The sequence below is a fragment of the Comamonas sp. lk genome, from assembly GCF_900564145.1.
Lineage (GTDB): Bacteria > Pseudomonadota > Gammaproteobacteria > Burkholderiales > Burkholderiaceae_C > Comamonas.
On sequence record NZ_UOOB01000002.1, the window covers coordinates 274,270 to 299,736 of the forward strand.

The following is a 25,467-nucleotide window of genomic DNA, read 5'->3' on the forward strand; positions in this document are numbered from 1 at the left end:
TTCAGAACCACTCAGGAGACAACCTTGGCATACGAAACCATTGAAGTGCGCGTTGAAGCGGACAAGGTCGGCATCATCACCTTGAACCGCCCCAAGCAGCTCAACGCCTTGAACGACCAGTTGATGAACGAGCTGGGCGATGCCCTGAAGAAATTCGACGCCGATAAAAGCATTGGCTGCATGATCATCACAGGCAGCGAAAAAGCCTTTGCCGCCGGCGCCGACATCGGCGCCATGGCCCAGTACAGCTTTGCCGATGCCTACGGCGGCGACTACATCACCCGCAACTGGGAAACCATTCGCAGCATTCGCAAGCCCGTGATCGCCGCCGTCAGCGGCTTCGCCCTGGGCGGCGGCTGCGAGCTGGCCATGATGTGCGACTTCATCATCGCCGCCGACAACGCCAAGTTTGGCCAGCCCGAAATCAAGCTGGGCGTGATTCCCGGCGCCGGCGGCACGCAGCGCCTGCCCCGCGCCGTGGGCAAAGCCAAGGCCATGGACATGGCGCTGACCGCCCGCATGATGGATGCCACGGAAGCCGAGCGCGCCGGTCTGGTCAGCCGCGTGGTGCCGCTGGACAAGATGATGGAAGAAGCCCTGGGCGCAGCCATCATCATCAGCGGTTTCTCGCAGCTGGCCGTCATGGCGGCCAAGGAGTCCGTGAACCGCGCATTTGAAAGCAGTCTGTCGGATGGCGTGATGTTCGAACGCCGCCTGTTCCACGCCCTGTTTGCCACGCAGGATCAGAAGGAAGGCATGGACGCCTTCGTCAACAAGCGCCCAGCCCATTTCACCCACCAGTAATTTGGTATATAATCGCTGGCTCCAGGTCGTGTAGCTCAGTTGGTTAGAGCGCAGCATTCATAATGCTGATGTCGCAGGTTCAAGTCCCGCCTCGACCACCAGATAGAAAACCGCAGTGCTCTGATGAACACTGCGGTTTTTTCATGTCCGATCTTTTTGATCGCATCAAAAAAATTCTGGATTTGACTGAAAAGCTAATTTTTAGGCATTAGAATACCGGACTGTCGGTCGTATAGCTCAGTTGGTTAGAGCGCAGCATTCATAATGCTGATGTCGCAGGTTCGAGTCCCGCTACGACCACCAAATTTAAGCCCCAAGCGCTCACGCTCTTGGGGCTTTTCGCTTTTTACAGAGGCCGCATGGCCACCGCGCCGCCTGTTGCGCAGCGCGCGATGCCCTGCTCCCGCTCTCTCACCCCCTCCCCTTCAGGACTCTTTCTCGTGCCCCTTGCACCCCAAGGATGCTGCACGCGCGCAGCGTGCCCGCGCACTGGTCATCCCACCAGTGAGGGCTGCGCTTTTTCTGCAGCTTGCCGATGGGCACCGGAAAACGTCCTGATCTCTCGCTCAAGGATGATCCCGTGACCTCAAACACCCATGGCGCCGCACAAGCTGGCAGTGCCCCAACACAAGTCGACGGATACAGCTGGAAGGCACTCATGGGCTCGGCCGTCGGCTACGCCATGGACGGCTTTGACCTGCTGATTCTGGGCTTCATGCTCTCGGCCATCTCTGCAGACCTGAACCTCACTCCCGGCCAGGCCGGCTCGCTGGTGACCTGGACGCTGATCGGCGCCGTGTTCGGCGGCATTGTGTTCGGCATGCTCAGCGACCGCTACGGCCGCATCCGCGTGCTGACCTGGACCATCGTGCTGTTTGCCGTCTTCACCGGCCTGTGCGCTTTTGCCCAAGGCTATTGGGACTTGCTGATTTACCGCACCATTGCCGGCATAGGCCTGGGTGGCGAGTTCGGCATCGGCATGGCCTTGGCCGCCGAAGCCTGGCCGGCCCGCCACCGTGCCCGCGTCTCGTCCTATGTAGCGCTGGGCTGGCAAGTGGGCGTGCTGGGTGCAGCCCTGCTGACCCCGCTGTTGCTGCCCCTGATCGGCTGGCGTGGCATGTTTCTGGTGGGCGTGATTCCCGCCCTCGTGGCCTGGGTCATCCGCAACAAGCTGCACGAGCCCGAAGTGTTTGTGGCTCGCAGCAAAAAAGAGCAGCCTTCGGCCCTGCAGTGCCTGAAGCTGCTGGTCAAGGACAAGGCCACGGTCAAGGTCAGCCTGGGCGTGATCGTGCTGACCTCGGTGCAGAACTTCGGCTACTACGGCATCATGATCTGGATGCCCAGCTTTCTGTCCAAGCAAATGGGCTTCAGCCTGACCAAGTCCTCGATGTGGACCGCGGTCACCATCATCGGCATGTCCGTCGGCATCTGGGTCTTCGGCCAATTGGCCGACCGCATCGGCCGCAAGCCCACCTTCCTGATCTTCCAGGTCGGCTCGGTGATCTCGGTACTGGCCTATTCCCAACTGACCGACCCCACGGCCATGCTGTGGGTGGGCGCCATCATGGGCCTGTGCGTCAACGGCATGATGGGCGGCTATGGCGCCGTCATCAGTGAGGCCTACCCCACCGCAGCCCGCGCCACCGCACAGAACGTGCTGTTCAACATCGGCCGCGCCGTGGGTGGCTTCGGCCCGGTGGTGGTGGGCGCAATCGCCATGGCCTACTCCTTCCAGGTGGCCATCGCCCTGCTGGCCGCCATCTATGTGCTGGACATGATTGCCACGGCCTTTCTGATTCCCGAACTCAAGGGCAAGGAACTTCAATAAACAGAGCAGCTACTGCTAATGCATCAAGCGCCAGAGCCTTCAACAAGCTCTGGCGCTTTTTTACGTCCGTTTTTCAAGCTCGCTGCCTGAAAACCTCAAGCACCAGCGAGCGCAGCCACTGGTTGGCCGGCTCCTGCGCAAAGCGCCAGCTCCAGTGCAGCGAGACATCGAACGCGCTTGCCGGCAGATCGGCCTGCACTACCGCATAGCCGCCTTGGCGCTCAAAGGTATCGGCAATCTCGGCAGGCATGATCACGGCCAGGTCCGTCTGGCGCACGATGGAGGGCACGGCCATGAAGTGGGCCGCTGACAGCCGTATCTGCTGCTGCAGATCCAGCGCCTGCAGAATGCGCAAGGTTTCGGAATGGGAGCGCACGGCCACAAACTCCAGCGAGCGCAGATTCTCCGGGCTGAGCCGCCCGTCTTGCAACACCTGCAGCACCGGGTGCTCTTTGCGCAGCAGCACCGCATAGTGATCCGACAGCAGCACGGTTTGCTGCGTGCCCGTCACACCGGGCAGAAAACCGATGGCAATATCCAGCGAGCCGCGATCCAGCGCATCGGCAATCTCGGTCATGGCCATGGGCAGGGTCTCCAGCTGCACATGGGGAGCCTGCTCGCGCAGCGCCCACATCAGCGGCGGCAAGAACCGCGCCTCGCCAATATCGCTGAGATGAATGCGAAAACGCTTTTGCGCCTGCTGCGGCTCGAAGGCATGGGCCTCGGCCAGCGCCACTTCCAGCGTGGCCAGGGCAGCACGCACCGCCAGCGCCAGCCGCTCGGCACGCGGCGTGGGCCTTACGCCGCCATGCATGCGCTCGAACAGAGGATCGCCCAGCAACTGACGCAGCCGCGTCACCGCCTGGCTGGCCGCCGGCTGGGACATGCCCAGCTCCTGGGCGGCACGGCTGACGCTGCCATGGCGAAACACCACATCAAACACGCGCAGCAGATTGAGATCCAGGCCTGATATATCCATAAAACGAATATCTCTTAGATGTTTTATTCAATTGCTGGAAATTATGCCGCCCTGCAAGATGACGCCCAAGCGCTTGAGCTCCCCTCTCAGTTCCCTACAGGACGATTGTTTTGCAAGTCACAACCTCCCATCAAACCGCCCTGGCACAAGCCGAACAGCCAAGCCATACCGTGCGCCACGTCGTGATTGCCATGCTGCGCGAGCTGGGCATGACCCGTATTTTCGGCAACCCGGGCTCTACCGAGCTGCCGCTGTTTCGCGACTATCCCGAGGATTTCTCGTACGAACTGGGCCTGCAGGAAGCCGTGGTCGTGGGCATGGCCGATGGTTATGCACAGGCCACACGCCAGGCCAGTTTTGTGAATCTGCATTCGGCCGCAGGCGTGGGCCATGCCATGGCCAATATCTTCACGGCCTTCAAGAACCGCACGCCCATGATCATCACGGCGGGCCAGCAGGCCCGCTCTCTGCTGCAGTTCGATCCGTTTTTGCACTCACGCGATGCCGCCGAGCTGCCCAAGCCCTATGTGAAGTGGAGCTGCGAGCCGGCACGCGCAGAAGACGTGCCCCTGGCTCTGGCCCGCGCCTACTACATCGCCATGCAGGAGCCACGCGGCCCGGTGTTTGTCTCGATTCCTGCCGATGACTGGGACAAGCCCTGCGAGCCCATCACTTTGCGCCATGTGGGCTTCGAGACCCGAGCCAACCCGCACACCCTGAGCCTGATCGGCGACGCGCTGGACGCTGCGCAATCTCCTGCTTTGGTGGTAGGCGCCGCCGTCGATCGCGGCCAGGCCTGGGATGAGGTGGTGGCCCTGGCCGAGCGCCACCAGGCCCGCGTGTTTGTGGCTCCCATGAGCGGGCGTTGCAGCTTTCCCGAAGATCACCCGCTGTTTGCCGGCTTTCTGCCTGCCATGCGCGAGCGCATGGTCGAGTTGCTGGGCGCGCACGATGCGATTTTTGCCGTGGGCGCTGCCGCTTTCACCTACCACGTGGAAGGCGCCGGCCCCTTCATTCCCGCAGGCTCTGAGCTGTTTCAGCTGATTGAAGACCCGGCCATTGCCGCCTGGGCTCCCGTGGGCACGGCCGCCGTGGGCAATATCCGCCTGGGCGTGCAGGAACTACTGGCCCGCCCGCATATCACGCAGCGCCAAGCCCCGGCCCGCAAGCCTGCTGCGCCCGTACCTGAGGCTCCGGCGGCGGGCGAACGCATGTCGGTCGCATTTGCCATGCACACCCTGGCCGGCGTGCGTGATCCTCTGAGCATCATCGTGGAAGAAGCGCCCAGCTCGCGCCCCACCATCCAGAGCTATCTGCCGATTTTTCACAGCGAGACCTTCTTCACCATGTGCAGCGGCGGCCTGGGCCACAGCATGCCTGCCGCCGTGGGCGTGGCCCTGGCCAAGCCCGAGAAAAAAGTGATAGCAGTGATCGGCGATGGCTCATCCATGTACGCCATTCAGGCCCTGTGGAGCGCCGCCAATCTGCGCCTGCCCATCACCTTTGTGATCCTCAAGAACCGCCGCTACGCCGCGCTGCAGGATTTTTCCAAGGTCTTTGGCTACCGGGACGGCGAGAAGGTGGAAGGCACGGAGCTGCCGGATATCGACTTTGTCGCCCTGGCCAAGGGCCACGGCTGCGACGGCATGCATGTGGAGGATGCATCGCAGCTGGCCCTGGCCCTGCAGGCCGCCATTGCCCACCCCCGCCCCATCGTGGTGGAAGTGGAAGTTGCCTGACACGCCCTTAGACGAACGACATAAAAACACTCAAGGAGACAGACTTCATGGCAAAAATGCCGCCGATCAACCGCCTGCGCCGCATGGGACTGGCCGCCATTCCGGCCCTGTTTTGCAGCACCATCGCTACCCCGGCTCTGGCCAATGACAAATGGCCGGAGCGCCCCATCCGCCTGGTAGTGAACTTCGCCCCCGGCGGTGCCGCCGATGTGATGGGCCGGGCGATTGCCCCCACCATGAGCCAGGCCCTGGGCCAGTCGGTGGTGGTGGACAACAAGCCCGGTGCCAACGGCAATATCGGCATCGGCGAAACCGTGCGTTCCCCCAAGGACGGCTACACGCTGCTGCTGAGCTCGGGCGGCGGCATCAGCATCAATCCGCTGATCTACAGCAAGCTGCCCTTCAACCCGGAAAAAGACCTGATTCCCGTGGCTGCCGTGGCCCGGGTCCATGTGTTTCTGGAGACCAATCCCTCGGTGCCGGTCAGCAATGTGGGCGAGTTCGTCAAACACCTGCAGGCCCATGCCGGCAAGCTGTCCTATGGCTCACCCGGCCCCGGCAGCTCACCCCATCTGGCCGGTGAAATGTTCAAGCGTGCTGCCAAGGTCGAGGCCACCCATGTTCCCTACAAAGGCGCCGGCCCGGCACTGACCGATGTGCTCAGCGGCCAGCTGCAGTACTGGTTTGATCCAGGCCCCGGCCTCAAGCAGGTGGAAGCCGGCAAGCTCAAGCTGCTGGCCATTGGCAGCCCGCAGCGCTCGCCGCTCTATCCCAAGGTGCCCACACTGGCCGAAAGCGGCTTGCCCGGTTTTGATGCCGACACGCTGTTCGGCATCTACGCCCCGGCCGGCACGCCCGTCCCCGTGGTGGAAGCGGTGCGCGCCAGCGTGCTCAAGGCACTGGAGCAAAAGAATGTGATCGAGGTGATTCAAGGACTGGGCGCCACACCCGAGCCGCGCATGGGCCGCCAGGAGTTTGTGGACCACCACGCCAAGGAACGTGCGCGCTTTGCGCCGCTGATCAAGGAAATCGGTCTCAAGGTCGATTGAAGACCCCCAGGGAATCTTTCCCCTTTGATTCCTCCCTTTTCGCCGCCGCGCCCGCCACGGGCCGGCGGCGTTTTTATGCCGTCACCGCCACCACCACGGCAGCTTCCGGAACTTCCAGCCAGACGCTGTCTTGCGCATCCAGCCCGCTCTGGGCCGGGGCAAAGCCCACAATCTGCGCGCCCCAGGTCAGGCGGCACACGGCTTCGTCACAGGCCACGGGTTCATCGGCCAGCGATGCCGCGCCGCGCGTCACGCGCTGCACCTGTGCGGGCCAGAGATTGATGGCCTGTGTGGCGGCCATGGGGCGCTCCTGCCCTTTGAAAACCTTGACGGCCGTGGCCTTGCACAGCGCCAGCACCGAAACGCCGGGCGCCAGGCCCAGCAGCTCATAGCTCTCGGGGGTGATGCGGGCGGCAATGCTCCACTGCGTCTCGGTCTCGCCCGCAGGGCGCAGCCACACGCGAATCTGGGCGCCCAGGGATTCGACCTTGAGCACGGTGCAGGGCCACTGATTGCGCATGCTGGTCATCAGACCCAGATTCACCACCGCAGGCGCGTCGCCCGGGCTCTGCCCGCTTTGCACGCGCTGCAGCACTTCGGCGCGCATGCGCTCCATGGTCTCGGCCGTGGCCAGCAGGGATTCACCGGCCGCCGTGATCTGTGCGCCGCCGCCGCCGGCGCCGCCCACGCTGCGCTCCACCAGGGGCACGCCCGCCAAGTTGGTCAGGGTATCAATGGCCTGCCAGGCGGCCTTGTAGCTCACGCCCACATCGCGTGCAGCCTGGGAGATGGAGCCGCTGTGCGCTATTCCGCGCAGGATGGCGATGCGCCGGTCGGCAATGTCGTAGCCCAAAGCCTGAGACAGCGAATTGCTGGACAGACCGGCAGCGTCAAAAGTCTCGCGCTGCTCTTGTTCGTGAAATTCTTTTTCTGACATGGGCGCCATCATGCCCTGCCTTGGATTTTCCTCGCTGGCCCTTGAGCATTAAAAAAGATTACACTCGTTATTCCATTTATGAATAGCGAAATTTCCATGACCCAGACTGCTCTGCCTGCCTCGCGTTTTTCCTTTCAACTGGCACGCTCTGCGGCCGTGATCGCGACCGTGACCAGTTCGGCCGTGCTGGGCTTGTGGTCCGTGCAGGCGCAAGCGGCCGAGGTGACCGTAGCCGTGGCGGCCAACTTCACCGCCCCCATGAAGAAGATTGCCACCGAGTTTGAAAAGGATACCGGCCACAAGGCCGAGCTGTCTTTTGGCGCCACCGGCAAGTTCTACGCCCAGATCAACAATGGCGCGCCCTTCGGCATCCTGCTGGCCGCCGACGACACCACGCCCGAGAAGATTGCCAAGGAAGGCAAGGGTCTGGCCGATTCACGCTTTACCTATGCCATCGGCACCCTGGTGCTGTGGAGCCCCAAGGCCGGCTATGTGGATGACAAGGGCGCCGTCCTGAAAACCGGCGACTACAAGCACATCGCGATTGCCAACCCCAAGCTGGCGCCCTACGGCACAGCCGCCATGGAAGTCCTGAACAAGCTGAACCTGACCTCGCAAGTGCAGCCCAAGGTCGTCATGGGCGAGAACATTGCCCAGACCTACCAGTTCGCCGCCACGGGCAATGCGCAGCTGGGCTTTGTGGCTCTGTCGCAAGTCATGGAAAACGGCAAGATCCGCGAAGGCTCGGCCTGGCAAGTGCCGGCCAATATGCACGAGCCCATTCGCCAGGACGCGATTGTGCTCAACAGCGCCAAGGACAACGAAGCCGCCTCGGCACTCATGAAGTACCTGCGCAGCCCCAAGGCACAGGAAATCATCCGCTCCTACGGTTATAGCTTCTGACGCTTGCAATAAAAGGGTTTGAGGCGGTTTTCCGCCTCAAACTAGGCCGCAAAGATTTCGCTCTTCCCTTGGCGGTGCTGGGCTAAGCTGGCATGGTCAAGGGTTATTTTTTGGGTTTCATGCAACTGACCGCCGAAGACTACGCCGCCATCTGGCTCACGCTCAAACTTGCCAGCGTCACCACCGTGCTGCTGATGCTGCTGTGCACGCCCTTGGCCTGGTGGCTGGCCCACACGCGCTCGCGCTGGGCCGGGCCGATTGGCGCCGTGGTCGCCCTGCCCCTGGTGCTGCCGCCCACGGTGATCGGCTTTTATCTGCTGGTCACCATGGGCCCTCACGGTCCGATTGGTCAACTCACCCAATCGCTGGGCATTGGCAATCTGCCCTTCACCTTTGCCGGGCTGGTAGTGGGCTCGCTGATCTATTCCATGCCGTTCACCGTCCAGCCGTTGCAGCGCGCCTTTGAAGCCCTGGGCACACGCCCCATGGAAGCGGCTGCCAGCCTGGGCGCCAGCCCGCTGGACCGATTTCTGACCGTGGCCCTGCCGCTGGCCAAGCCCGGTTTCATCACCGCCGCCGTGCTGACTTTTGCCCATACCGTGGGCGAATTTGGCGTGGTGCTGATGCTGGGCGGCAACATCCCCGGCGTAACGCGCGTGGTCTCGGTACAGATCTACGACCATGTGGAAGCCATGGAGTACGGCCATGCCCATCTGCTGGCGGCCGGCATGGTGGTGTTCTCCTTTATCGTGCTGCTGGCGCTGAACTGGCTGCAGCCAAAAAAATGACCCCCACGCTTGCTCTACTCACGTGTAGCCGCTGCCCCCCAAGGGGGCCGCTTTTTGCCTTGGGGCGGCCCGGCGGCAAAAGAAAGCGTCGCACATGAGTACCTCCCCCTTCATCGCCGCCCGCCTGCAATTGCAGCGTGCAGACTTCGAGCTGAATGTCGATCTGGAGCTGCCGGGCCAGGGCGTGACCGCTTTGTTCGGGCCGTCCGGCTGCGGCAAGACCAGCTGCCTGCGCAGCCTGGCCGGGCTGGAGCGCGCCCGGGGCCGGGTTGCCGTCAAGGAGGCCCTGTGGCAAGACGACGCCAGCGGCCACTGGCTGCCCACGCACCAGCGGGCGCTGGGCTATGTGTTTCAAGAAGCCAGCCTGTTTGCGCATCTGTCGGTGCAGAAAAACATCGACTACGGGATGAAGCGTACGCCGGTAGAGCGCCGCCAGGTCTCCAAGGAACGGGCCGTGGAGCTGCTGGGCATCAGCCATCTGATGGATCGCATGCCGGCCACGTTGTCGGGCGGAGAGCGCCAGCGCGTGGCGATTGCCCGGGCGTTGGCCACCAGTCCCCAGGTGCTGCTGATGGACGAACCCCTGGCCGCACTCGACGCCCAGCGCAAGGCCGAGGTATTGCCTTATCTGGAGCAGTTGCAGCGCCATCTGCAGATTCCCATCGTCTATGTCAGCCACTCCATGGACGAGGTGGCGCGCCTGGCCCAACACATGGTGTTGCTCGAAAGCGGCCGGGTGGTGGCCCAAGGCCCGCTGACCGCTTTGCTCTCCCGCCTGGATCTGCCGCTGACACAAGGCGATCTGGCCTCCAGCGTGATCCATGCCACCGTGCAGACCCACGACATGGTCGACTACCTGAGCACGCTGAGCTTTGACGGCGGCCAGCTGCAATTGGTCATGGCACGCCCCAGGCCCATAGGCAGCCAGGTGCAGTTGCGCGTGCAGGCCCGCGATGTCAGCCTGAGCCTGACGCGCGCCGAAGGCAGCAGCATTCTCAACATCCTTCCTTGCCAGGTACTGGACCTGCGCGAGGACGGTCCGGGCCAGGTCATGGTGTCGCTGCAAAAAGGCTCGGCCCGGCTGCTGGCCCGGATCACCAGACACTCCTGCAAGGCACTGCAGCTGCAGGCAGGCAAGCAGGTCTTCGCCCAGATCAAGGGCATGGCCTTGCTGGACTGAAGACTGCGGCGGGCTGAATCGATAATGGCAGCCATGACCGACACCAGTCCCAGCGCCTGTACCCCGCCGCCGCACATTCCCGCCATCAGCCACTTTGCCGTGCAGCGCCACCAGCTGCAGCAAGAGCCGCTGGCGCAGGATCGCGTGCTGGCCAACGAGGTGCCGATTGCCCTGGTGTTCAACGGCATCTCCCACGCCGTGATGATGGGCACGCCGCTGGATCTGGAAGACTTTGCCCTGGGTTTTGCACTCAGCGAAGGCATTCTGGACAGCGCTGCCGACTGCTATGGCATCGAGGTCACGCCCGTGGCTGCCGCAGCAGCCGGCCTGCCTGCCGGCATGGATGGCATGCAGGTGCAGTTGGAGATTTCATCGCGCTGCTTTGCCCGCCTCAAGGACCACCGCCGCAGCATGACGGGGCGTACCGGCTGCGGCGTCTGCGGCGTGGAAAGCTTTGCCGCACTGGATCTGGACTTTTCGCCCCTGCCCGCGCATGACTGGCTGGCCCGGGTAGATGTGACCACGGTTTGCAGCGCCATCGATGCGCTGTCGGCCAAACAAATTCTCAATGCCCAGGCCGGAGCCATCCACGCCGCCGGCTGGGCCACACTCGATGGTCAGCTGCACGAAGTGCTGGAAGACGTGGGCCGCCACAACGCCCTGGACAAGCTGCTGGGCCGCCTGGCGCGTACTGCGCGCTTGAGCGAGCCGGGCTTTGTGGTGCTGTCCAGCCGCGGCAGCCACGAGCTGGTGCGCAAATGCGCCAAGCTGGGCGTGGCGGCGCTGGTCACCATCTCGGCTCCCACCGCCATGGGCGTGCGCATGGCCGAGCTGACGGGCTTGCGCTTCTGGGGCCTGTGCCGCCCGCCGCAGGCGGTCTTGTATGCGGCCGGCGGACATGCACTGCCCGACAGCGATAAAGCTTGAGCACGCCCCTGCCTGCTCGCCAAGTCCGTAAAATCACAGCTGCTGTGCGGACGCCGTCTGCACTGAACCCAGCCCCTGGATAAACACCATGAACCGCTGCACCTCCGCTCTCTTCTCGGGCCGTCGCCTGTTGGCCGCCGGCTTGCTGGCCGCTGCCGCCGGCAGCAGCCTGACGGCCATGGCCCAGGGCCTGCCCTCCAACGAGCCGCGCAACTTTCCGCCCACCGCCTTGTTTGGCGAGCTGACGGTCACCAACTTTCCCGAAGTCGCCATCAACGGCCAGGCCGTTCGCACCACTCCCGGCTTTCGTCTGTTCAGCCAGGAGCGCACCATTGTTTTCGCCCACAACTACGCAGGCCAGAAAATGCTGGTCGGCTATGTGATCGAACCCCAGACCCTTGGCCTGCACACTGCCTGGATTCTGACCCCGGCCGAGATCGAGAAGTACAAGCCCATCCAGCCCAAAACCGGGTTGATGCGCATCTTCGGCAGCTAGGTCGCCACTACAAATTGATGAGCTGCTTGCGCACGCTGCGCAATCAGCCCATGACATTTATCTATTAAAACCAAAGTCAGGCATGCGCTAGCTGCTATGACTTTTGTGATTGCAGCCACCACAGACTGCAGCGACAACGAGTATTCCCCATGAGCAAAAAAGTCTTCATCAAAACCTTTGGCTGCCAGATGAACGAGTACGACTCGGACAAGATGGCCGACGTGCTGGGCGCCGCCCAGGGCTATGAGCCCACGCAGGACGTGGAAGAAGCCGACCTGATCCTGTTCAACACCTGCTCGGTGCGCGAGAAGGCGCAAGAGAAAGTATTCAGCGATCTGGGCCGCATCAAGCACCTCAAGGAAAAAGGCGTGCTGATCGGCGTGGGCGGCTGCGTGGCCAGCCAGGAAGGCGAAGAAATCATCAAGCGCGCGCCCTATGTGGACGTGGTCTTCGGCCCGCAAACCCTGCACCGCCTGCCCGATCTGTTGAACGCCCGCGCGGCCAAGGCCAAACCGCAGGTGGACATCAGCTTCCCCGAGATCGAAAAGTTCGACCACCTGCCGCCGGCCCGTGTCGAAGGTGCTTCGGCCTTTGTCTCCATCATGGAAGGCTGCTCCAAGTACTGCAGCTACTGCGTCGTGCCCTATACGCGCGGCGAAGAAGTCAGCCGTCCGTTTGAAGACGTGCTGGTGGAAGTGGCCGGTCTGGCCGACCAGGGCGTCAAGGAAGTCACGCTGCTGGGCCAGAACGTCAATGCCTATCTGGGCAAGATGGGCGACACGGCCGAGATTGCCGATTTCGCCTTGCTGCTGGAATACGTGTCCGAAATCCCCGGCATCGAACGCATACGCTACACCACCAGCCATCCCAACGAGTTCACGCCACGCCTGATCGAGGCCTACGCCAAGTTGCCCAAGCTGGTCAGCCACCTGCACCTGCCCGTGCAGCACGGCTCGGACAAGATTTTGATGGCCATGAAGCGCGGCTACACGGCTATGGAATACAAGAGCACGATTCGCAAGCTGCGCGCCATCCGCCCGGATCTGGCCATGAGCAGCGACTTCATCGTGGGCTTTCCCGGCGAGACGGAAGAAGACTTCCAGAAGATGATGAAGCTCATCCACGATGTGCGCTTTGACAACTCGTTCAGCTTCATCTTCAGCCCCCGCCCCGGCACGCCCGCCGCCAATCTGCACGACGACACGCCGCACGAAGTCAAGCTGCGCCGCCTGCATGAGCTGCAGGCCGTGATCAACAACAACATCAAGGAAATCAGCGAAGAACGCCTGGGCACCGTGCAGCGTTTGCTGGTCGAAGGCCTGAGCAAACGCGACGGCAGCGAGCTGATGGGCCGCACCGAATGCAACCGCGTGGTCAACTTCCCTGGCAACGAACGCCTGATCGGCCAGCTGGTTGATGTCAAAATTACCGAAGCCAAGGCCTACACGCTGCGCGGCGAGGTTGTGCTCAAGGACTGAGCGCCCACTTTCTGCCACCCGCCACACTGGCGCGCAGCAGCGCATACCAAAGCCTGACGCAGAGAACTCTGCGTCAGGCTTTTTTCCATTCTGCAGCGGAGTCAAGTCTCAAGTAACAGAACGTTAAAGGCCATTGCCGACGAAATATCAGCAAAAATCAACAGATAGTATGAAAGCCTGGCTAGGCCTTGCCCTGCCTTCGATTGCCTAGCGCTTCCTGATCTGGACACCATGAACCTACCAAGCCATGCAGCCGTTTTGCAAGGGGATGCCCTGCACGCCTTTATCGACCAGGCCCACGAGCTGCTCAACGATTACGACGAAGACCAGTCCGCCATCAATCGCGAGGACCGCATGGCGGCTGCTGCAGAGTTGATGGAGCAGCAGAGCTTTGCCCCCGCCAATGTCAACGATCTGGAGCGCGTGCACGATTTCTGGCTGATGCTGGACAAGCCCGAGATTGCCAATCGCTTTTTGCAGACGCATCGCCAAAGCGCCTTGCAGTCCGACGAGCGCCGCCCGGCCGATGCACAGGTGCGCATTGCGCTCAGCGATATCCAGAGCCGTCTGGGCTTTGACAAGGCATCGGCCATCGCGCTGCTCCTGCCCGCAGCCCAGGCCATTGCCCAGCTGCCGGCGGACATCGATACCGATCGCTACTGGCACGGCTGGCAGTGGATGACCGACGAGGTCCAGGCCTGGGAAATCGCCGAGCTGGGCGTGGATCTGCACCGCGCCCGCGAACGCGCCAACCCGGACAACGAGGCCCATCTGGCCCATGGCGATGCCATGGCCCTGGTGCGCAAGGCCGAGCTGGCCCAGAAACGCGGCAATGCCGGCGCGGCCACCGGCCATGTGCAAAACGCCATCCAGACGCTGCGCGATGCCGCTCCCGAGCAGGAGGTGGATTTTGAACAGTGGATGGAGCTGGCCGACCGCGCCCTGCCCGTTGCCACGGCCAGTCTGCCCTCGCTGCTCATGGCCTGCGAGCAGCAATTGCAGCGCACGGAAAACCCGCCGCCCTCGCCAGCCATCAAGGCCCATCGCAAAGTCAGGATTGTGCGACTGCAGGCCCAGGCCTGTGCGCTGGCAGGCCAGCTGGACGCCGCTTTGCAGCTGGCCCCGCTGGGCCGCGTGAGCCTGACCGATGACCAGGGCGATCCTTTCAGCGCCTTGCATCTGGAATGGCTGATGCAGGCCGACCGTCTGGACGAGGCCGCGGCCCTGGCGCTGGAGAGCGTGATGCACGCCCGCCCCCTCTCTGCCGTCGCCGCTTGCAAACTGGCGCAGCAGCGCTTTGACAGCGATGTCGATGCCGACACCGGCCGCGCCATCACCTGGGCGCTGATTCTTGCCATGGTCCACGCAGATACCGATATGCACTATCTGTTTGCGCAGGAGAAGATGCCAAGCCGTAACGCCGATTTCTATCTGGATTTCGTACGCGCACGCGAGCCGCAGAACATCCTGCTCGCCCTGACGCAGGGCATGCGCCATGCCGCCAAGCGCCAGCTGGAACAAGCCTTGCCCTTGCTAGAGCAATCCGTGGGCCAGCGCCCGGATCTGGCCGACGGCGACAAGCTGTCCGCGCTCTGGGCGGCACGCTTTGCCGTGCTGCCGCTGGAAGAAGCGCTGGCTCGCCCTTTCCCCGAGGCCTACGGCGCCCATTGGTGCTATGCCGTCGGGGTGACGCTGGACCACGATGAAGAACTGGCCCCGCTGCTGGGCGGCAAGAAAAAGCTGCCGCCCAGCGAAGTGCGCAGCCAGCTGGCCTTGCGCTACTACGAAGAAAGCTTGCGACGCTTTGAGAGCTTCTGGTCTACGGGCCAGGGAGCCTTCAAGGATGCCGATGTGCATGTGTACTCCATGCTGTGCAACAACCTGGCGATCAAATACCGCTTTCAGAATCGCTACGACGAAGCCGCTGCGCTGCACCACAAAGGCCTGGCCAGCAGCCCGTTTGCCGAGCATCACAACAGCCTGGTGTGGTGCGCGATTGGTAAGGAGGACTACAGCCAGACGGTGATGGAGGCCGAGCGCCTGTGGCACTTTGCGCAGGAGCATGGCTATGGCCGCCATGATCCGCCCCGCTACCTGCCCTCTGTCGCTTACGCGCTGTACCGGCTGGACCGCGATGACGAAATCAGCATCTGGACCGAGCGCCTGGATCAATGGTTTCACGAGCTTGACGAAGCCGAACAGCGCAGCGAACGCCGTGACTATCTGGCCGCACTGATGGCCATGTTGGATTTTTACTCCATCACCCGCCCCGAGCTGGTGCTGCCACGCCTGCGCAGCCACCAGCAGGAAGTCATTGCCCTACGGGACTGCTACCCGCTACGCCGGCTGGCCTGTGCACTGGAAGCCTATCCCGAGCTGCTGGAGGAAGCCCTGGCCCTGCACCAGCAAGCCCAAAGCTATCTGGACAAGGACAACGACGGCGACGAGAGCGAGCGCCGCGTATCGCGCGAGTGCATTGAGCGCACCGAACGCAAGCTGGCCGAACGTGAGGCTGCGGCCAATGGACAAGCGGCTTCCGGCCGCAAGCCATGGTGGAAATTTTGGTGAGTCAAACCCAAGCCAACACAGCCGCCGCCAGCGCCTATCAGGCCCGCGATGTGGTCAATGCTCCAGCCATCAAGCAGGCCATAGCCCAGCGCAGCGCCGCACGCGGCGATGCGCCCGAGATTTCGGCCTGGCTGGCCAACCATTTCTACCGCCATGTGATTGGCAATCTGCAGGCCGAGCCCCCTGTGCTGCAACGCATTGCCAATGCCCATGACTTGCAGCAGCTGCTGGGCCGCCAGGAAGCACCAGCCTGGGCGCTGGAGCGGCTTGGCAAAAAGGCCATGGGCATTGATCTGCCCGACCTGTGGTGGATAGAGCCGGATGCAGCCATGGTGCTGGCGCTGGAGACACGCCTGGTGGAGTTTCTCTCCACCCGCAAAGGCACTTCGCTGCAAGGCAAGCTGCAGCGCGTGAACTGCCCTCAGGCCCTGGCGCGCTGGACGCTGGAGCATCTGGCTTTTCAGAAAAAACAGAGCACGGGCTGGCTGGAGCATTCCAAGAACGCCGTGCACGGCATTGTGCGCGGGCAGCTGGGCATCTTTGTGGAGTTCGACGCCAAGAGCCCGCAGCTGCGCCAGGAAATGGCTTATGAGAGCCAGATGATGGGCCATTGCGTGGGGCAGTTCTCGGACCGCAAGCACTTCAACGGCGGCTATGGCGAGCATTACGCCAGCGGCCTGGAGTCCGGCAAGATGCGCTTGTTCAGCTACCGCACGGGCTCGGCCCAGCCGCGCATCACCGTCAATGCCGTGATGCAAAAAGACGGCAGTCTGCAGATCGAGCAGATCAAGGGCAAGCAAAACCGCCCCCCGATTGCGCGCTATGCGCCCGATGTCGTAGCCCTGCTCAACCACCTGCCGCTCAACGACGAAGCGCCGCACGACGCACTGACCATGGGTATTGTGCGTCGCCCGCCCGAGATCTTGGCCGAGGACTCGCAGCTGACGCCCTGGTGCACCGTGGCCGAGTTGCACAGCGAGAGCGAGCAGCTGTGGCTGCTCAACCGCCATCCGGATCTGCTGCCCCAGCTTCCTCTGCGTACACCGCTGATGCAATGGATGGTGGCGGCTCGCAAGGATGCCGTGGACAGCGAAGTCATAGAGCGCATGCCCAAATCTGCAGCGCTGCAGCAGGCACTGCAACTGGCCCGCAAGCGGCCTTTGCGTGCAGGAGGGCGGGCATGAGTGGCTGGTGGATTTTTCTGGGTCTGCTGCTGGCCTGGTTCTTCTGGATGCTGCGCAGAGGCTTTAGCAACCTGAAGGAAGCCCAAAACCGCGGCGACATGATCAGCTACCAGGCGGGCAGCGCCGAGCGCAACTGGGCGCTGGCGCTGGCCCATCCCACGGCCTATCACGCCATGCAAGGCGGCTTTGCCAGCCAACTCCAGGGTGCCGACGAAGCCCTGGCCAGGCAGCTGCGCCCCATGGTGCTGCACCATCTGGGCCTGCGCACCGATCTTGGCGACGAGCAGATACGCCTGCAATTGCCGGATGCCATGCGTCAGCGCTGGTTCATGCTGGATCTGCAACGCCTGCACCGCAGCGACAATCCCCGCGCGGCCATGGCATTTGCCTGCGCCCGGGTCACGTTTTTTGTGCGCTGCGCCTATTTGCTGGAATGGGTGGACGAAGAGACGCACTGGGACGTCCTGATGCTCAACGCCCAGCGCGCCCAGCAGTGCTTTGACAGCTGGCTGAGCTTCGGCCAGGCCTATGCCCAAGGCCGAATCCAGTGGCAGGCACAGGGCCGCTCCGATGTGCTGGGCAAGGCCTTCACCCCCGAGGAAGTGGCCCAGTGGGTCACCGAAGCCAAGCACCCCTGGCATGCCATGGACTGGCATCTGCCGCTGACCGCAGCGCCTGCGCCGCCGGCCGAGCACCCGGCCCAGCTTGCGGCTTGAATCGGCCTGCAGCGCTTGAAATGAAAGCGCGAGCCGCTATCAAAAACAAAGGGACTGCCGTTCAGTCCCTTTGCTTTATGGCAGCTGCCTCATGAAAAAATGCTGCGTGCCTCGGTAAAGCGCTTGGCAAAGTAGACATTGTCCATGCGCACCCGCTGCACCGTACCGCCGGAAGACGGCGCATGCACAAACTGGCCATTGCCCACAAAAATGCCCATATGCGAGTGAGGCTTGCCCAGGGTGTTGAAAAACACAAAGTCGCCACGCATCAGGGAGCGCACCTCCACGGGGCTGCTGACCTGCGCCCACTGCGATGTGGTACGCGGCAGGCGACTGGCGGTGATCCCGCCCACCGCCCACTGGATCAGGCCGCTGCAGTCAAAGCCGCCTTCGGGGGAGTTGCCGCCATAGGTATAAGGCGTGTTGACCACCAGCATGGTGCGCGCCAGCAGGGGTTCGCGCAGATCATCGGCCAGATTGAGCGCCTGCGCAGAACCCACACCACCGCCTTGAGCTGCAGGCCGAGGTCGGCTCTTGGGAGCTGACGAACAAGCTGCGAGCAGGCCGGCAAGAGAGGCGGCCAGCACCAGCGCGCAGTGTCTGCGCCCGGCGCTGAAGTCAGTCATGGACATCTTGGCTTGTGCTTTCATGCGGGCCATGTTCTCAGAAAGCAGGTCGCGACTCCAGCACGTGCGTCAATTCTTACAAAAAATGTGAGCAACTTGTCTCAACTTTTCAGAGTCTTCAAGCAATTTTCAGCAGATAACTCATATCCAGTAAGCGCTGAAAGCTATGTTTTCAAGAGCAAGACATGAAAAAACGCCTGGGTCACAGGCGTTTTTTGCGGGGCAGTCGTTAGCCGATCAGAACGGCAGCTTGGGCATACCGCCGCCCATCATGCCTTTCATGCCCTTCATTCCGCCCATCTTCTTCATCATCTTCATCAGACCGCCGCCCTTGAACTTCTTCATCATGGTCTGCATTTGCTCGAATTCCTTGAGCAGGCGGTTGACTTCCTGCACCTGCACGCCGGCACCGTCGGCAATGCGCTTCTTGCGCGTGGCCTTGATGAGGGCCGGGTGCTTGCGCTCCTTGAGCGTCATGGAGCAGATGATGCCTTCCTTGCGCTTGATCTCGCGCTCGGCCTTGTCCATGTCCACGGCACCGGCCTTGCCCGCCAGCTCAGCCGGCAGCTTGTCCATCAGGGTGGACAGGCCGCCCATGGACTTCATCTGCTGCAACTGGGCCAGAAAGTCGTTGAGGTCGAAGCCGTCGCCGCTCTTGAGCTTCTCGGCCATCTTCTGCGCGGCTTCCATGTCCACGCCCTTGGTGACCTGCTCGACCAGGGCCACGATGTCGCCCATGCCCAGCACGCGCTGCGCGTGGCGGTCGGCATCGAAGACTTCCAGGCCGTCGAGCTTTTCGGAGACACCGGCAAACTTGATGGGCGCACCCGTGATCTGGCGCACCGACAGGGCCGCACCACCGCGCGAGTCACCGTCGAGCTTGGTCAGCACGATACCGGTCAGCGGCAGCGCTTCCTTGAAGGCACGGGCGGTGTTGATCGCATCCTGGCCCTGCATGGCATCGACCACAAACAGGGTTTCGACGGGCTTCAAGGTGGCGTGCAAGTCCTTGATTTCGGCCATCAGCAATTCGTCGATGGCCAGACGGCCGGCCGTATCCACCAGCAGCACGTCAAAGAAATGGCGCTTGGCGTAATCGAGGGCGGCCACGGCGATGTCGCGCGGCTTTTGATCGGGCGTGGACGGGAACCACTCGGCTCCGGCCTGGGCCGTCACGGTCTTGAGCTGCTCGATGGCCGCAGGGCGATACACGTCGCCCGAGACCGTCAGCACTTTTTTCTTGCGCTTTTCGATCAGATGCTTGGCCAGCTTGGCCGTAGTCGTCGTTTTACCGGCACCCTGCAGGCCGGCCATCAGGATGACGGCTGGCGGCTGGGCGTTGAGGTTGATGTCGGCCACGCCCTCGCCCATGGTGGCCGAGAGTTCCTTGTTGACGATGGACACCAGCACCTGGCCGGGCTGCAGCGAGCTGATGACTTCCTGGCCCAGGGCTTTTTCCTTGACGCGGGCAATGAAGTCGCGCACCACGGGCAGGGCCACGTCGGCTTCCAGCAAGGCCATGCGCACTTCGCGCAGCATGTCTTGCACATTGGATTCGGTGATGCGGGCCTGGCCACGCATCTCCTTGACGAGTCGCGAGAGTTTGTCGGTCAGTGCGGAGGCCATAAGCAGGAGTGTTCTGAAGTTGTAGACGGTGCTGCCGCCTCAGGGTGAGTCCCTTAAGACTCGAGGTCGGGCGGCTTGGGCCGCAATCAGCTTTTCTGGCAGGAAAAGCAGTGCCTGCCCGCCTGAAGCGCTCCATTTTACCAACTGCCCTGCTTCTCAGTGGTCTGCCCTTGCAAAGTAGGCGCTTTCATCGGTGCAACCATCGCCATGCCTGGCAACCAGCCCTTCGAGCGGGTGTAGCCATGCCGCCAGAATGCAGCCGAAGCCGGCCTTCCCCACAAAGCCCTCTGCACAAGGCCAAATCCCAAAGACGCAACCGTGTGCGGGCCCAACACGCAGACAGCAAGCTTGCCATTGAAAAATCAGTCCTTGCCTGGTCCGCACACAAAAGGCGACTACGAGTCCTCGCAGCTATCATAGAAAGCATGCTCTCCTTGCCTTATTCTGCAGCCAGCACCAGTCTTTCCGCCTGGGCTCTGGCGCTCGCCGCAGCCCTTGCCTATGCGATTCCAGCGCTGGCCTCCCAACGGATTCGGGAAACAGTGGCCAAACTGAGCCTGCGCGTGGCCTGGGCTCTGCACGGTTTGGCTCTGGCCTGGGGTCTGCTGGCCCAGGAGCCGCATTTCGGCTTTGCCCCGGCGCTGTCCATCACCGCCTGGCTGGTGCTCACGGTCTATGTGGTGGAGCAGCAGCTGTACCCGCAGCTGCGCTCGCGCTGGCCGCTTTCCTTGCTGGGCAGCATCGCGGTGATGCTCACGGCTTTATTCCCCGGCAAGCCCTTGCATGTGGATGCATCGCCCTGGCTGCCCTTGCACCTGGCTTTGGGCATTGCGTCCTATGGCCTATTTGCCGCCGCCGTGGTGCATGCGGCCCTGATGAACCGGGCGGAGCGCAATATGCGCCAAGGTGGCGACCACGACAGCGGCCTGCCGTTGCTGACCCTGGAGCGCCTGACTTTCCGCTTCGTCAGCGCAGGCTTTGCGGTTCTCACGGCCACGCTGGCAGCAGGCTGGCTGTTTGGCGAACAGTTGTACGGCAAGGCCTGGGTGTGGAATCACAAATCCGTGTTTTCGCTGCTGTCCTGGATCACGTTTGCCGTGCTGCTGTTCGGGCGCAAGCGCTTTGGCTGGCGCGGCCAAAGCGCGGTGCGTGTGCTGTATGCCGGCGCGCTCTTGTTGCTGCTGGCCTATGTGGGCTCGCGCTTTGTGATTGAAGTACTGCTGGGGCGTGGCGCATGAAATTCCTGCTGGTTCTCCTGGTCATCGTCGTGGCGGTCGGCATCTGGCGCAGCAAGCGTCGCAAGGTGCAGATGGAACGCCCCCAGCCCGCCGCCGGGCGCAAGCTGGCTGCGCCGCAGGACATGGTGGAGTGCGCTCACTGCGGAGTGCACCTGCCGCGCGCCGAGGCGCTGACCGAAAAAAGCCGCTTTTACTGCAGCGCCGAACACCAGGCGCAGGCGGCCCGTCGCTGATGGAGCAGCCTTCATCCCAGTCACCATGGGCCCAAACCATGATTCCACTGGATGTCTCCATCACACGGCAGGCCGATGCCAGCCTCAATGCGCCCTTCATACGTATCTGGCAAGCCTTTCTGAGCGGCCGCGTGCTGCTGGCCACGGCTCTGGTCCTGCTTCAGGCGCTGAGCACTCAGCTGCAAGCCACGGCCAGCCCCTTGGTCTGGCTGGTGTGCCTGGGCTATCTCACGCTGACCGTGGTAATGCGCTGGGCAGCGGCGCGCAATCTGCCCGCGCCTACGGCCGGCCTGCAGTGGCTGCCCGTCATAGGCGTGGATATTGCAGCGGTTTTCTTGCTGCAGATTCTGCAATCGAGCAACCTCAACTACATGGCGCTGCTCGCCATCCCGATTCTGATTGCATCGGCCCTGGGCAGCATGCTGCTGGCCATGGGCACGGCCGCCAGCGTCACGCTGCTCTTGCTGGCCATGGTTTCATGGCTGCATGCCAGCCAGGGCAGCGATGCCACCCAGGCCTACTACCAGACGGCCTTCACCTGCGCCGGCTATTTCGGCATGGCCTATCTCACGCAGGATCTTTCGCGCCGCGTGCGTCGCGAGCGGGCAGCCGCCCTGCACAGCCGCCTGCGCACACAGACACAAGAGCAGGTCAACGCCCTGGTCATCAGCAACCTGTCTGACGGCGTGCTGGTCGTCGATCAAAGCCTGCGCGTGCAGCAGGCCAATCCGGCTGCGTTGCGGCTGCTGAGCCTGCTGCCCACCCATCCGCCCAGCTTTTCGCTACAGACCCAAACCGCCTGGGAACCGCTGATGGATGCCGTGCAGCTGAGTTTTGCCCAGAACAGCCCTCTCACGGCCACGGTGCATCTGCAGGCTACACCCCAGCAGGGACGCACCGGCCTGCACCTGCGCACACGCATTACCGAAGTGATGGCCGGCGATGCTGAATCCGCTGACTCGCTGTGCGTGGTGTTTCTGCATGATTTGCGGGAGATGGAGGCCCAGCTGCGTACCGAAAAGCTGGCCTCCATGGGCCGCATGTCGGCCGCGGTCGCCCACGAGATTCGCAACCCCCTGGCCGCCATTGTCCAGGCCAATGCCCTGCTGGCAGAAGACCTAGCGGGCCAGCCAGGAGCGCAGCAGCTGTGCAACATCGTCAATCAGAATGCCGAGCGGCTCAACCGCATTGCAGAGGAAATCCTGAATATTGCCCGCGTGCAGCAGGAGGACGCTCTGGCCCAAACCCCGCCGCTGGCGCTGGATCGCCATGCAGCGCAGACTTGCCGCGAATGGCAAAGCCAGGCCTCACAGCAACATCTGCTGGAGCTCCATCTGGCCGCCCCCAAGCAGGTCGTGAACTTTGACGAGGAGCATCTGCGCCGTGTGCTGGTCAATTTGCTGGACAATGCCCAACGCCACCGCAGCCATGCGCAGCAGGCACACAGTCTGCAAATTGTCAGCGGGCATGGTGTCAGCGCCTTCATCCCCGCCACGGCGGAGCAAAGCTGGCTGCAGGTCTGGAGCGATGGCGCACCGCTGGAGAGCAGCGTGCTGCGGCATTTGTTCGAACCGTTCTTCTCTTCCCAGAGCCGCTCCAGCGGACTGGGCCTTTATATCTGCCGTGAGCTGTGCCAGCGCTACGGTGCCACCATCAGCTATCAGCGACTACCCCGGCCCACACCGCAAGGCATGCAGGAAGGCAATGCCTTCACCGTGGTGTTCAGCAGCAGCGCAGGGCCTGCCAGTGCGCAATCCCTGTTCGATTTGATTGTGGTCTAAGCCCTGTGACCTCTATTTCCACCACCTCTGCCAGCGCATCGATTCTTGTGGTCGATGACGAACCTGATTTGCGCACTCTGTACGAGCTGACCTTGCTGAGGGAAGGTTACCGTGTGGAAACCGCCGCCTGCGTGCAGGAAGCGCGCGAGCAACTGCAGTCGCGCCGCTTTGATGTGCTGATCTCCGACATGCGCCTGCCTGACGGCAGCGGCATGGAGCTGCTGCTGGAGCTGCGTGAACAGCAGCGTCGCGAACGCTGCATCGTCATCACCGCCTACGGCTCGGCCGAAAACGCGGTGGAAGCGCTGCGCGCCGGTGCATTTGACTACCTGACCAAACCGGTGGATCTGCGCCAGTTTCGCCAGGTCGTGGCCTCGGCCGTGCAAGGCATTGGCGCCGTACCGCCGCCGGGTGCGGCCCCTGCCGCCACAAGCACCGCCAGCACCGGCACGGCCGCTGGCGGCGATGCACTGCTGGCACTGGTAGGTTCCTCGGCACTGATGCAGTCCGTCAAGCAGCGCATTGCCAAGGTGGCCAAGGGCATGGCCCCCGTACTGATTCACGGGGAATCGGGTACCGGCAAGGAACTGGCGGCCCAGGCCTTGCATGCCTGCAGCCAGCGCAGCCAGGGGCCCTTGATTGCCGTGAACTGCGGCGCCATTCCGGAAAACCTACTGGAGGCCGAATTCTTTGGCGCCCGCAAAGGCTCTTATACCGGCGCCACCCAGGACAGGCCCGGCTACTTTCAGGCCGGCCAGGGCGGCACCCTGTTTCTCGATGAAATCGGCGATCTGCCGCTGGCCATGCAAGCCAAGCTACTGCGCGCCATACAGGAGCGCAAGGTTCGCCCTCTGGGCAGCACCCAGGAGGAAGCAGTGGACGTGCGCATCGTCAGCGCCACCCACCGTGATCTGGCTGCCGATGTGCAAAGCGGGCGCTTTCGCCAGGATTTGTACTACCGGCTCAATGTGATCGAGATTGCGTTACCGCCGCTGCGCGAGCGCCGCGAAGACCTGCCGGCCCTGTGCCGCACCCTGCTGACAAGGCTGGCCCGCGAATCCCAGATGCCCGAGCCCGAGCTGGATGCCACCAGCCTGGCCCAGATCGCCCAGCTTCCCTTGCCGGGCAATGTGCGCGAACTGGAGAACGTGCTGCACCGAGCCATCGCCCTGGGCGACGAAGGGCCGCTGCGCATTCCCGAGCAAGCCTTGGCCGCTGCAGCAGCCGAAATGGCAATCGCCCTTGAGAAAAACGGTACACAGCCAGCCGCCAACGGCTTCACCCCGCCACCGCCACCACCGGGCGTGACCACCGCCGCGCCCCTTACCTCGCCTGAACCCGCATCCGACGACCTGCCTGACGATCTGCAGTCGTGGCTGGACAACCAGGAGCGCGCTATTTTGGAGCGCGCCTTGCAGGACCACGGCTTCAACCGCACGGCCACGGCCGCCAAACTGGGCATCAGCCTGAGACAAATCCGCTACCGCATCGAGCGTCTGGGCATCAGCTTGCCCGGCGATGGCACACGCGGCGACTCCGAAAGCCCGGACCATGACCGCAGCAATCCATAAGTCCTCGCCCGGCTGCTGGAAAAAAGGCTGGCTAGACAGCGCTCGCCACCTGCCTTCACCCAACTACGGCTTGCGCCCGCCGGGGGCCGATATTGATCTGGTGGTGCTGCACTCGATCAGCCTGCCTCCCGGCCAGTACGGCACAGGCGCCGTGCAGCAGCTCTTCACCAACCAGCTCGACTGGGACGCCCACCCTTACTACCAGGGCATTCGCGGCCTGGAAGTGTCCTCGCACTTCTTTATTACCCGGCTTGGCGAGATCTGGCAGTTCGTCAGCTGCGACGACCGTGCCTGGCACGCAGGCGTTTCTCAATGGCGCGGGCGCGAGCGCTGCAACGACGACTCCATCGGCATAGAGCTGGAGGGCCTGGAAGGCCTGACGTTTGAAGCTGCACAGTACCAGGCCCTGGATCGCCTGTGCCAGGCCATAGGCGCGCACTACCCCGTGCGCCATATCGCCGGCCACGAGCACATAGCCCCGGGCCGCAAACAGGATCCGGGCAGCGGCTTTGACTGGCAGAGATTGCGGCAAAGCTTGCATGCAGGCCACGCGACCAGTGTCTGGGAATTCCCCTCCCTGGTCTGAGACGCGGCCTGAACGCACAATCGTAAAGCCAACAGCACTCTTAAATCAGGAGCAAGCAGCGCTTTTGCTTCTTTGGGTTTAAGTCGAAAACAGCCTGAACCTCTTTCATGGCTGCGCTTACCGCTATCTTTTATGCCTTCCGGCATGCCTACCATGCGGGCGAACAGCTGCACGCCCCTAGCAGGCTCTTCGCTTTACGGTCGGATTCACCGGCATTCTCCGTACTGTCA

At 62.9% G+C, this 25,467-nt stretch carries 22 protein-coding genes and 2 tRNA genes; 20 read left to right on the forward strand and 4 right to left on the reverse strand.

Annotated features, from left to right (window positions below; all coding sequences use genetic code 11):
* Positions 1-24: 24 nt before the first annotated feature.
* The 4 genes from EAO39_RS20070 (at position 25) to EAO39_RS20085 (ending at position 2,632) form a co-directional block, all read left to right on the forward strand.
* On the forward strand, positions 25-804 hold the full coding sequence (locus tag EAO39_RS20070; protein WP_120971464.1) for an enoyl-CoA hydratase: 780 nt from the start codon (positions 25-27) through the stop codon (positions 802-804).
* A gap of 24 nt (positions 805-828) precedes the next feature.
* Positions 829-905, forward strand: a tRNA-Met gene (locus EAO39_RS20075).
* A 125-nt stretch (positions 906-1,030) separates the two neighbouring features.
* Positions 1,031-1,107: transfer RNA gene (locus EAO39_RS20080), tRNA-Met, on the forward strand.
* Positions 1,108-1,462: 355 nt separating this feature from the next.
* Complete coding sequence (locus tag EAO39_RS20085; protein WP_120971465.1) at positions 1,463-2,632, forward strand: MFS transporter; 1,170 nt, start codon at positions 1,463-1,465, stop codon at positions 2,630-2,632.
* A gap of 73 nt (positions 2,633-2,705) precedes the next feature.
* Here EAO39_RS20085 and EAO39_RS20090 read toward each other — a convergent pair whose 3' ends face one another.
* On the reverse strand, positions 2,706-3,611 hold the full coding sequence (locus tag EAO39_RS20090) for a LysR family transcriptional regulator (RefSeq protein ID WP_120971466.1): 906 nt from the start codon (positions 3,609-3,611) through the stop codon (positions 2,706-2,708).
* Positions 3,612-3,721: 110 nt separating this feature from the next.
* Between EAO39_RS20090 and mdlC the strand changes: the two genes are divergently transcribed.
* Both mdlC and EAO39_RS20100 read left to right on the forward strand, forming a co-directional pair.
* Entirely contained in the window at positions 3,722-5,350 is a 1,629-nt protein-coding gene (gene mdlC, locus EAO39_RS20095) for a benzoylformate decarboxylase (protein ID WP_276209343.1), read from the forward strand.
* Positions 5,351-5,397: 47 nt separating this feature from the next.
* Positions 5,398-6,399 (forward strand): tripartite tricarboxylate transporter substrate binding protein, encoded by a 1,002-nt coding sequence (locus EAO39_RS20100; protein ID WP_120971467.1) that lies wholly within the window; start codon positions 5,398-5,400, stop codon positions 6,397-6,399.
* Positions 6,400-6,472: 73 nt separating this feature from the next.
* On the opposite strand, the gene EAO39_RS20105 is transcribed toward EAO39_RS20100, so the two are convergent.
* Positions 6,473-7,336: a TOBE domain-containing protein gene (locus tag EAO39_RS20105; protein WP_120971889.1), complete on the reverse strand. Its 864-nt coding sequence runs from the start codon at positions 7,334-7,336 to the stop codon at positions 6,473-6,475.
* A gap of 96 nt (positions 7,337-7,432) precedes the next feature.
* Between EAO39_RS20105 and modA the strand changes: the two genes are divergently transcribed.
* The 9 genes from modA to EAO39_RS20150 all read left to right on the forward strand — a co-directional run bounded on the left by modA (position 7,433) and on the right by EAO39_RS20150 (position 17,576).
* Complete coding sequence (gene modA / locus EAO39_RS20110) at positions 7,433-8,239, forward strand: molybdate ABC transporter substrate-binding protein (protein WP_120971890.1); 807 nt, start codon at positions 7,433-7,435, stop codon at positions 8,237-8,239.
* A 119-nt stretch (positions 8,240-8,358) separates the two neighbouring features.
* The gene (gene modB, locus EAO39_RS20115) at positions 8,359-9,027 is read left to right on the forward strand and encodes a molybdate ABC transporter permease subunit (RefSeq protein WP_120971891.1); all 669 of its coding nucleotides are present in this window, start codon (positions 8,359-8,361) and stop codon (positions 9,025-9,027) included.
* 94 nt (positions 9,028-9,121) lie between these two features.
* Positions 9,122-10,207, forward strand: a complete 1,086-nt coding sequence (gene modC, locus EAO39_RS20120) for a molybdenum ABC transporter ATP-binding protein (RefSeq protein WP_120971468.1) — start codon at positions 9,122-9,124, stop codon at positions 10,205-10,207.
* A 33-nt stretch (positions 10,208-10,240) separates the two neighbouring features.
* Positions 10,241-11,134, forward strand: a complete 894-nt coding sequence (gene fdhD, locus EAO39_RS20125) for a formate dehydrogenase accessory sulfurtransferase FdhD (protein ID WP_205589449.1) — start codon at positions 10,241-10,243, stop codon at positions 11,132-11,134.
* Positions 11,135-11,222: 88 nt separating this feature from the next.
* Positions 11,223-11,630, forward strand: a complete 408-nt coding sequence (locus tag EAO39_RS20130) for a hypothetical protein (protein WP_120971470.1) — start codon at positions 11,223-11,225, stop codon at positions 11,628-11,630.
* Between the two features lie 149 nt (positions 11,631-11,779).
* The gene (miaB, locus tag EAO39_RS20135; protein WP_120971471.1) at positions 11,780-13,108 is read left to right on the forward strand and encodes a tRNA (N6-isopentenyl adenosine(37)-C2)-methylthiotransferase MiaB; all 1,329 of its coding nucleotides are present in this window, start codon (positions 11,780-11,782) and stop codon (positions 13,106-13,108) included.
* A gap of 231 nt (positions 13,109-13,339) precedes the next feature.
* Complete coding sequence (locus EAO39_RS20140; RefSeq protein WP_120971472.1) at positions 13,340-15,676, forward strand: hypothetical protein; 2,337 nt, start codon at positions 13,340-13,342, stop codon at positions 15,674-15,676.
* The gene (locus EAO39_RS20145; protein WP_120971473.1) at positions 15,658-16,860 is read left to right on the forward strand and encodes a hypothetical protein; all 1,203 of its coding nucleotides are present in this window, start codon (positions 15,658-15,660) and stop codon (positions 16,858-16,860) included. Before EAO39_RS20140 ends, EAO39_RS20145 begins: the two co-directional genes overlap by 19 nt.
* The gene (locus tag EAO39_RS20150; RefSeq protein ID WP_120971474.1) at positions 16,857-17,576 is read left to right on the forward strand and encodes a DUF1266 domain-containing protein; all 720 of its coding nucleotides are present in this window, start codon (positions 16,857-16,859) and stop codon (positions 17,574-17,576) included. The genes EAO39_RS20145 and EAO39_RS20150 overlap by 4 nt, the downstream gene beginning before the upstream one ends.
* 89 nt (positions 17,577-17,665) lie before the next feature.
* On the opposite strand, the gene EAO39_RS20155 is transcribed toward EAO39_RS20150, so the two are convergent.
* Positions 17,666-18,226 (reverse strand): C40 family peptidase, encoded by a 561-nt coding sequence (locus EAO39_RS20155; RefSeq protein WP_120971892.1) that lies wholly within the window; start codon positions 18,224-18,226, stop codon positions 17,666-17,668.
* Positions 18,227-18,439: 213 nt separating this feature from the next.
* Positions 18,440-19,828 carry a signal recognition particle protein gene (gene ffh, locus EAO39_RS20160; RefSeq protein WP_120971475.1) on the reverse strand — a complete coding sequence of 463 codons (1,389 nt, stop codon included), beginning with the start codon at positions 19,826-19,828 and terminating at the stop codon, positions 18,440-18,442.
* 425 nt (positions 19,829-20,253) lie between these two features.
* Here ffh and ccsA point away from each other — a divergent pair, with 425 nt between their 5' ends.
* Genes ccsA through ampD form a run of 5 tightly spaced genes read left to right on the forward strand, consistent with a single transcriptional unit; the run spans position 20,254 to position 25,237 of the window.
* Positions 20,254-21,066: a cytochrome c biogenesis protein CcsA gene (gene ccsA, locus EAO39_RS20165; RefSeq protein ID WP_120971476.1), complete on the forward strand. Its 813-nt coding sequence runs from the start codon at positions 20,254-20,256 to the stop codon at positions 21,064-21,066.
* Positions 21,063-21,299, forward strand: a complete 237-nt coding sequence (locus EAO39_RS20170) for a PP0621 family protein (RefSeq protein WP_120971477.1) — start codon at positions 21,063-21,065, stop codon at positions 21,297-21,299. Before ccsA ends, EAO39_RS20170 begins: the two co-directional genes overlap by 4 nt.
* 38 nt (positions 21,300-21,337) lie before the next feature.
* Positions 21,338-23,080: a PAS domain-containing sensor histidine kinase gene (locus EAO39_RS20175; RefSeq protein WP_120971478.1), complete on the forward strand. Its 1,743-nt coding sequence runs from the start codon at positions 21,338-21,340 to the stop codon at positions 23,078-23,080.
* Between the two features lie 5 nt (positions 23,081-23,085).
* Positions 23,086-24,651, forward strand: coding sequence for a sigma-54 dependent transcriptional regulator (locus tag EAO39_RS20180; protein ID WP_120971479.1), 1,566 nt, complete (start codon positions 23,086-23,088; stop codon positions 24,649-24,651).
* Complete coding sequence (gene ampD / locus EAO39_RS20185) at positions 24,632-25,237, forward strand: 1,6-anhydro-N-acetylmuramyl-L-alanine amidase AmpD (RefSeq protein WP_120971480.1); 606 nt, start codon at positions 24,632-24,634, stop codon at positions 25,235-25,237. Before EAO39_RS20180 ends, ampD begins: the two co-directional genes overlap by 20 nt.
* Positions 25,238-25,467 lie beyond the last annotated feature (230 nt).

Coding starts and splice junctions, on each gene's coding strand:
- EAO39_RS20085 (WP_120971465.1), top strand. CDS start 1,463: ATGGGCTCGGCCGTCGGCTACGCCATGGACGGCTTTGACCTGCTGATT.
- EAO39_RS20090 (WP_120971466.1), bottom strand. CDS start 3,611: ATGGATATATCAGGCCTGGATCTCAATCTGCTGCGCGTGTTTGATGTG.
- EAO39_RS20100 (WP_120971467.1), top strand. CDS start 5,398: ATGGCAAAAATGCCGCCGATCAACCGCCTGCGCCGCATGGGACTGGCC.
- EAO39_RS20105 (WP_120971889.1), bottom strand. CDS start 7,336: ATGTCAGAAAAAGAATTTCACGAACAAGAGCAGCGCGAGACTTTTGAC.
- modA (WP_120971890.1), top strand. CDS start 7,433: ATGACCCAGACTGCTCTGCCTGCCTCGCGTTTTTCCTTTCAACTGGCA.
- modB (WP_120971891.1), top strand. CDS start 8,359: ATGCAACTGACCGCCGAAGACTACGCCGCCATCTGGCTCACGCTCAAA.
- modC (WP_120971468.1), top strand. CDS start 9,122: ATGAGTACCTCCCCCTTCATCGCCGCCCGCCTGCAATTGCAGCGTGCA.
- fdhD (WP_205589449.1), top strand. CDS start 10,241: ATGACCGACACCAGTCCCAGCGCCTGTACCCCGCCGCCGCACATTCCC.
- EAO39_RS20130 (WP_120971470.1), top strand. CDS start 11,223: ATGAACCGCTGCACCTCCGCTCTCTTCTCGGGCCGTCGCCTGTTGGCC.
- miaB (WP_120971471.1), top strand. CDS start 11,780: ATGAGCAAAAAAGTCTTCATCAAAACCTTTGGCTGCCAGATGAACGAG.
- EAO39_RS20140 (WP_120971472.1), top strand. CDS start 13,340: ATGAACCTACCAAGCCATGCAGCCGTTTTGCAAGGGGATGCCCTGCAC.
- EAO39_RS20145 (WP_120971473.1), top strand. CDS start 15,658: ATGGTGGAAATTTTGGTGAGTCAAACCCAAGCCAACACAGCCGCCGCC.
- EAO39_RS20150 (WP_120971474.1), top strand. CDS start 16,857: ATGAGTGGCTGGTGGATTTTTCTGGGTCTGCTGCTGGCCTGGTTCTTC.
- EAO39_RS20155 (WP_120971892.1), bottom strand. CDS start 18,226: ATGAAAGCACAAGCCAAGATGTCCATGACTGACTTCAGCGCCGGGCGC.
- ffh (WP_120971475.1), bottom strand. CDS start 19,828: ATGGCCTCCGCACTGACCGACAAACTCTCGCGACTCGTCAAGGAGATG.
- ccsA (WP_120971476.1), top strand. CDS start 20,254: ATGCTCTCCTTGCCTTATTCTGCAGCCAGCACCAGTCTTTCCGCCTGG.
- EAO39_RS20170 (WP_120971477.1), top strand. CDS start 21,063: ATGAAATTCCTGCTGGTTCTCCTGGTCATCGTCGTGGCGGTCGGCATC.
- EAO39_RS20175 (WP_120971478.1), top strand. CDS start 21,338: ATGATTCCACTGGATGTCTCCATCACACGGCAGGCCGATGCCAGCCTC.
- ampD (WP_120971480.1), top strand. CDS start 24,632: ATGACCGCAGCAATCCATAAGTCCTCGCCCGGCTGCTGGAAAAAAGGC.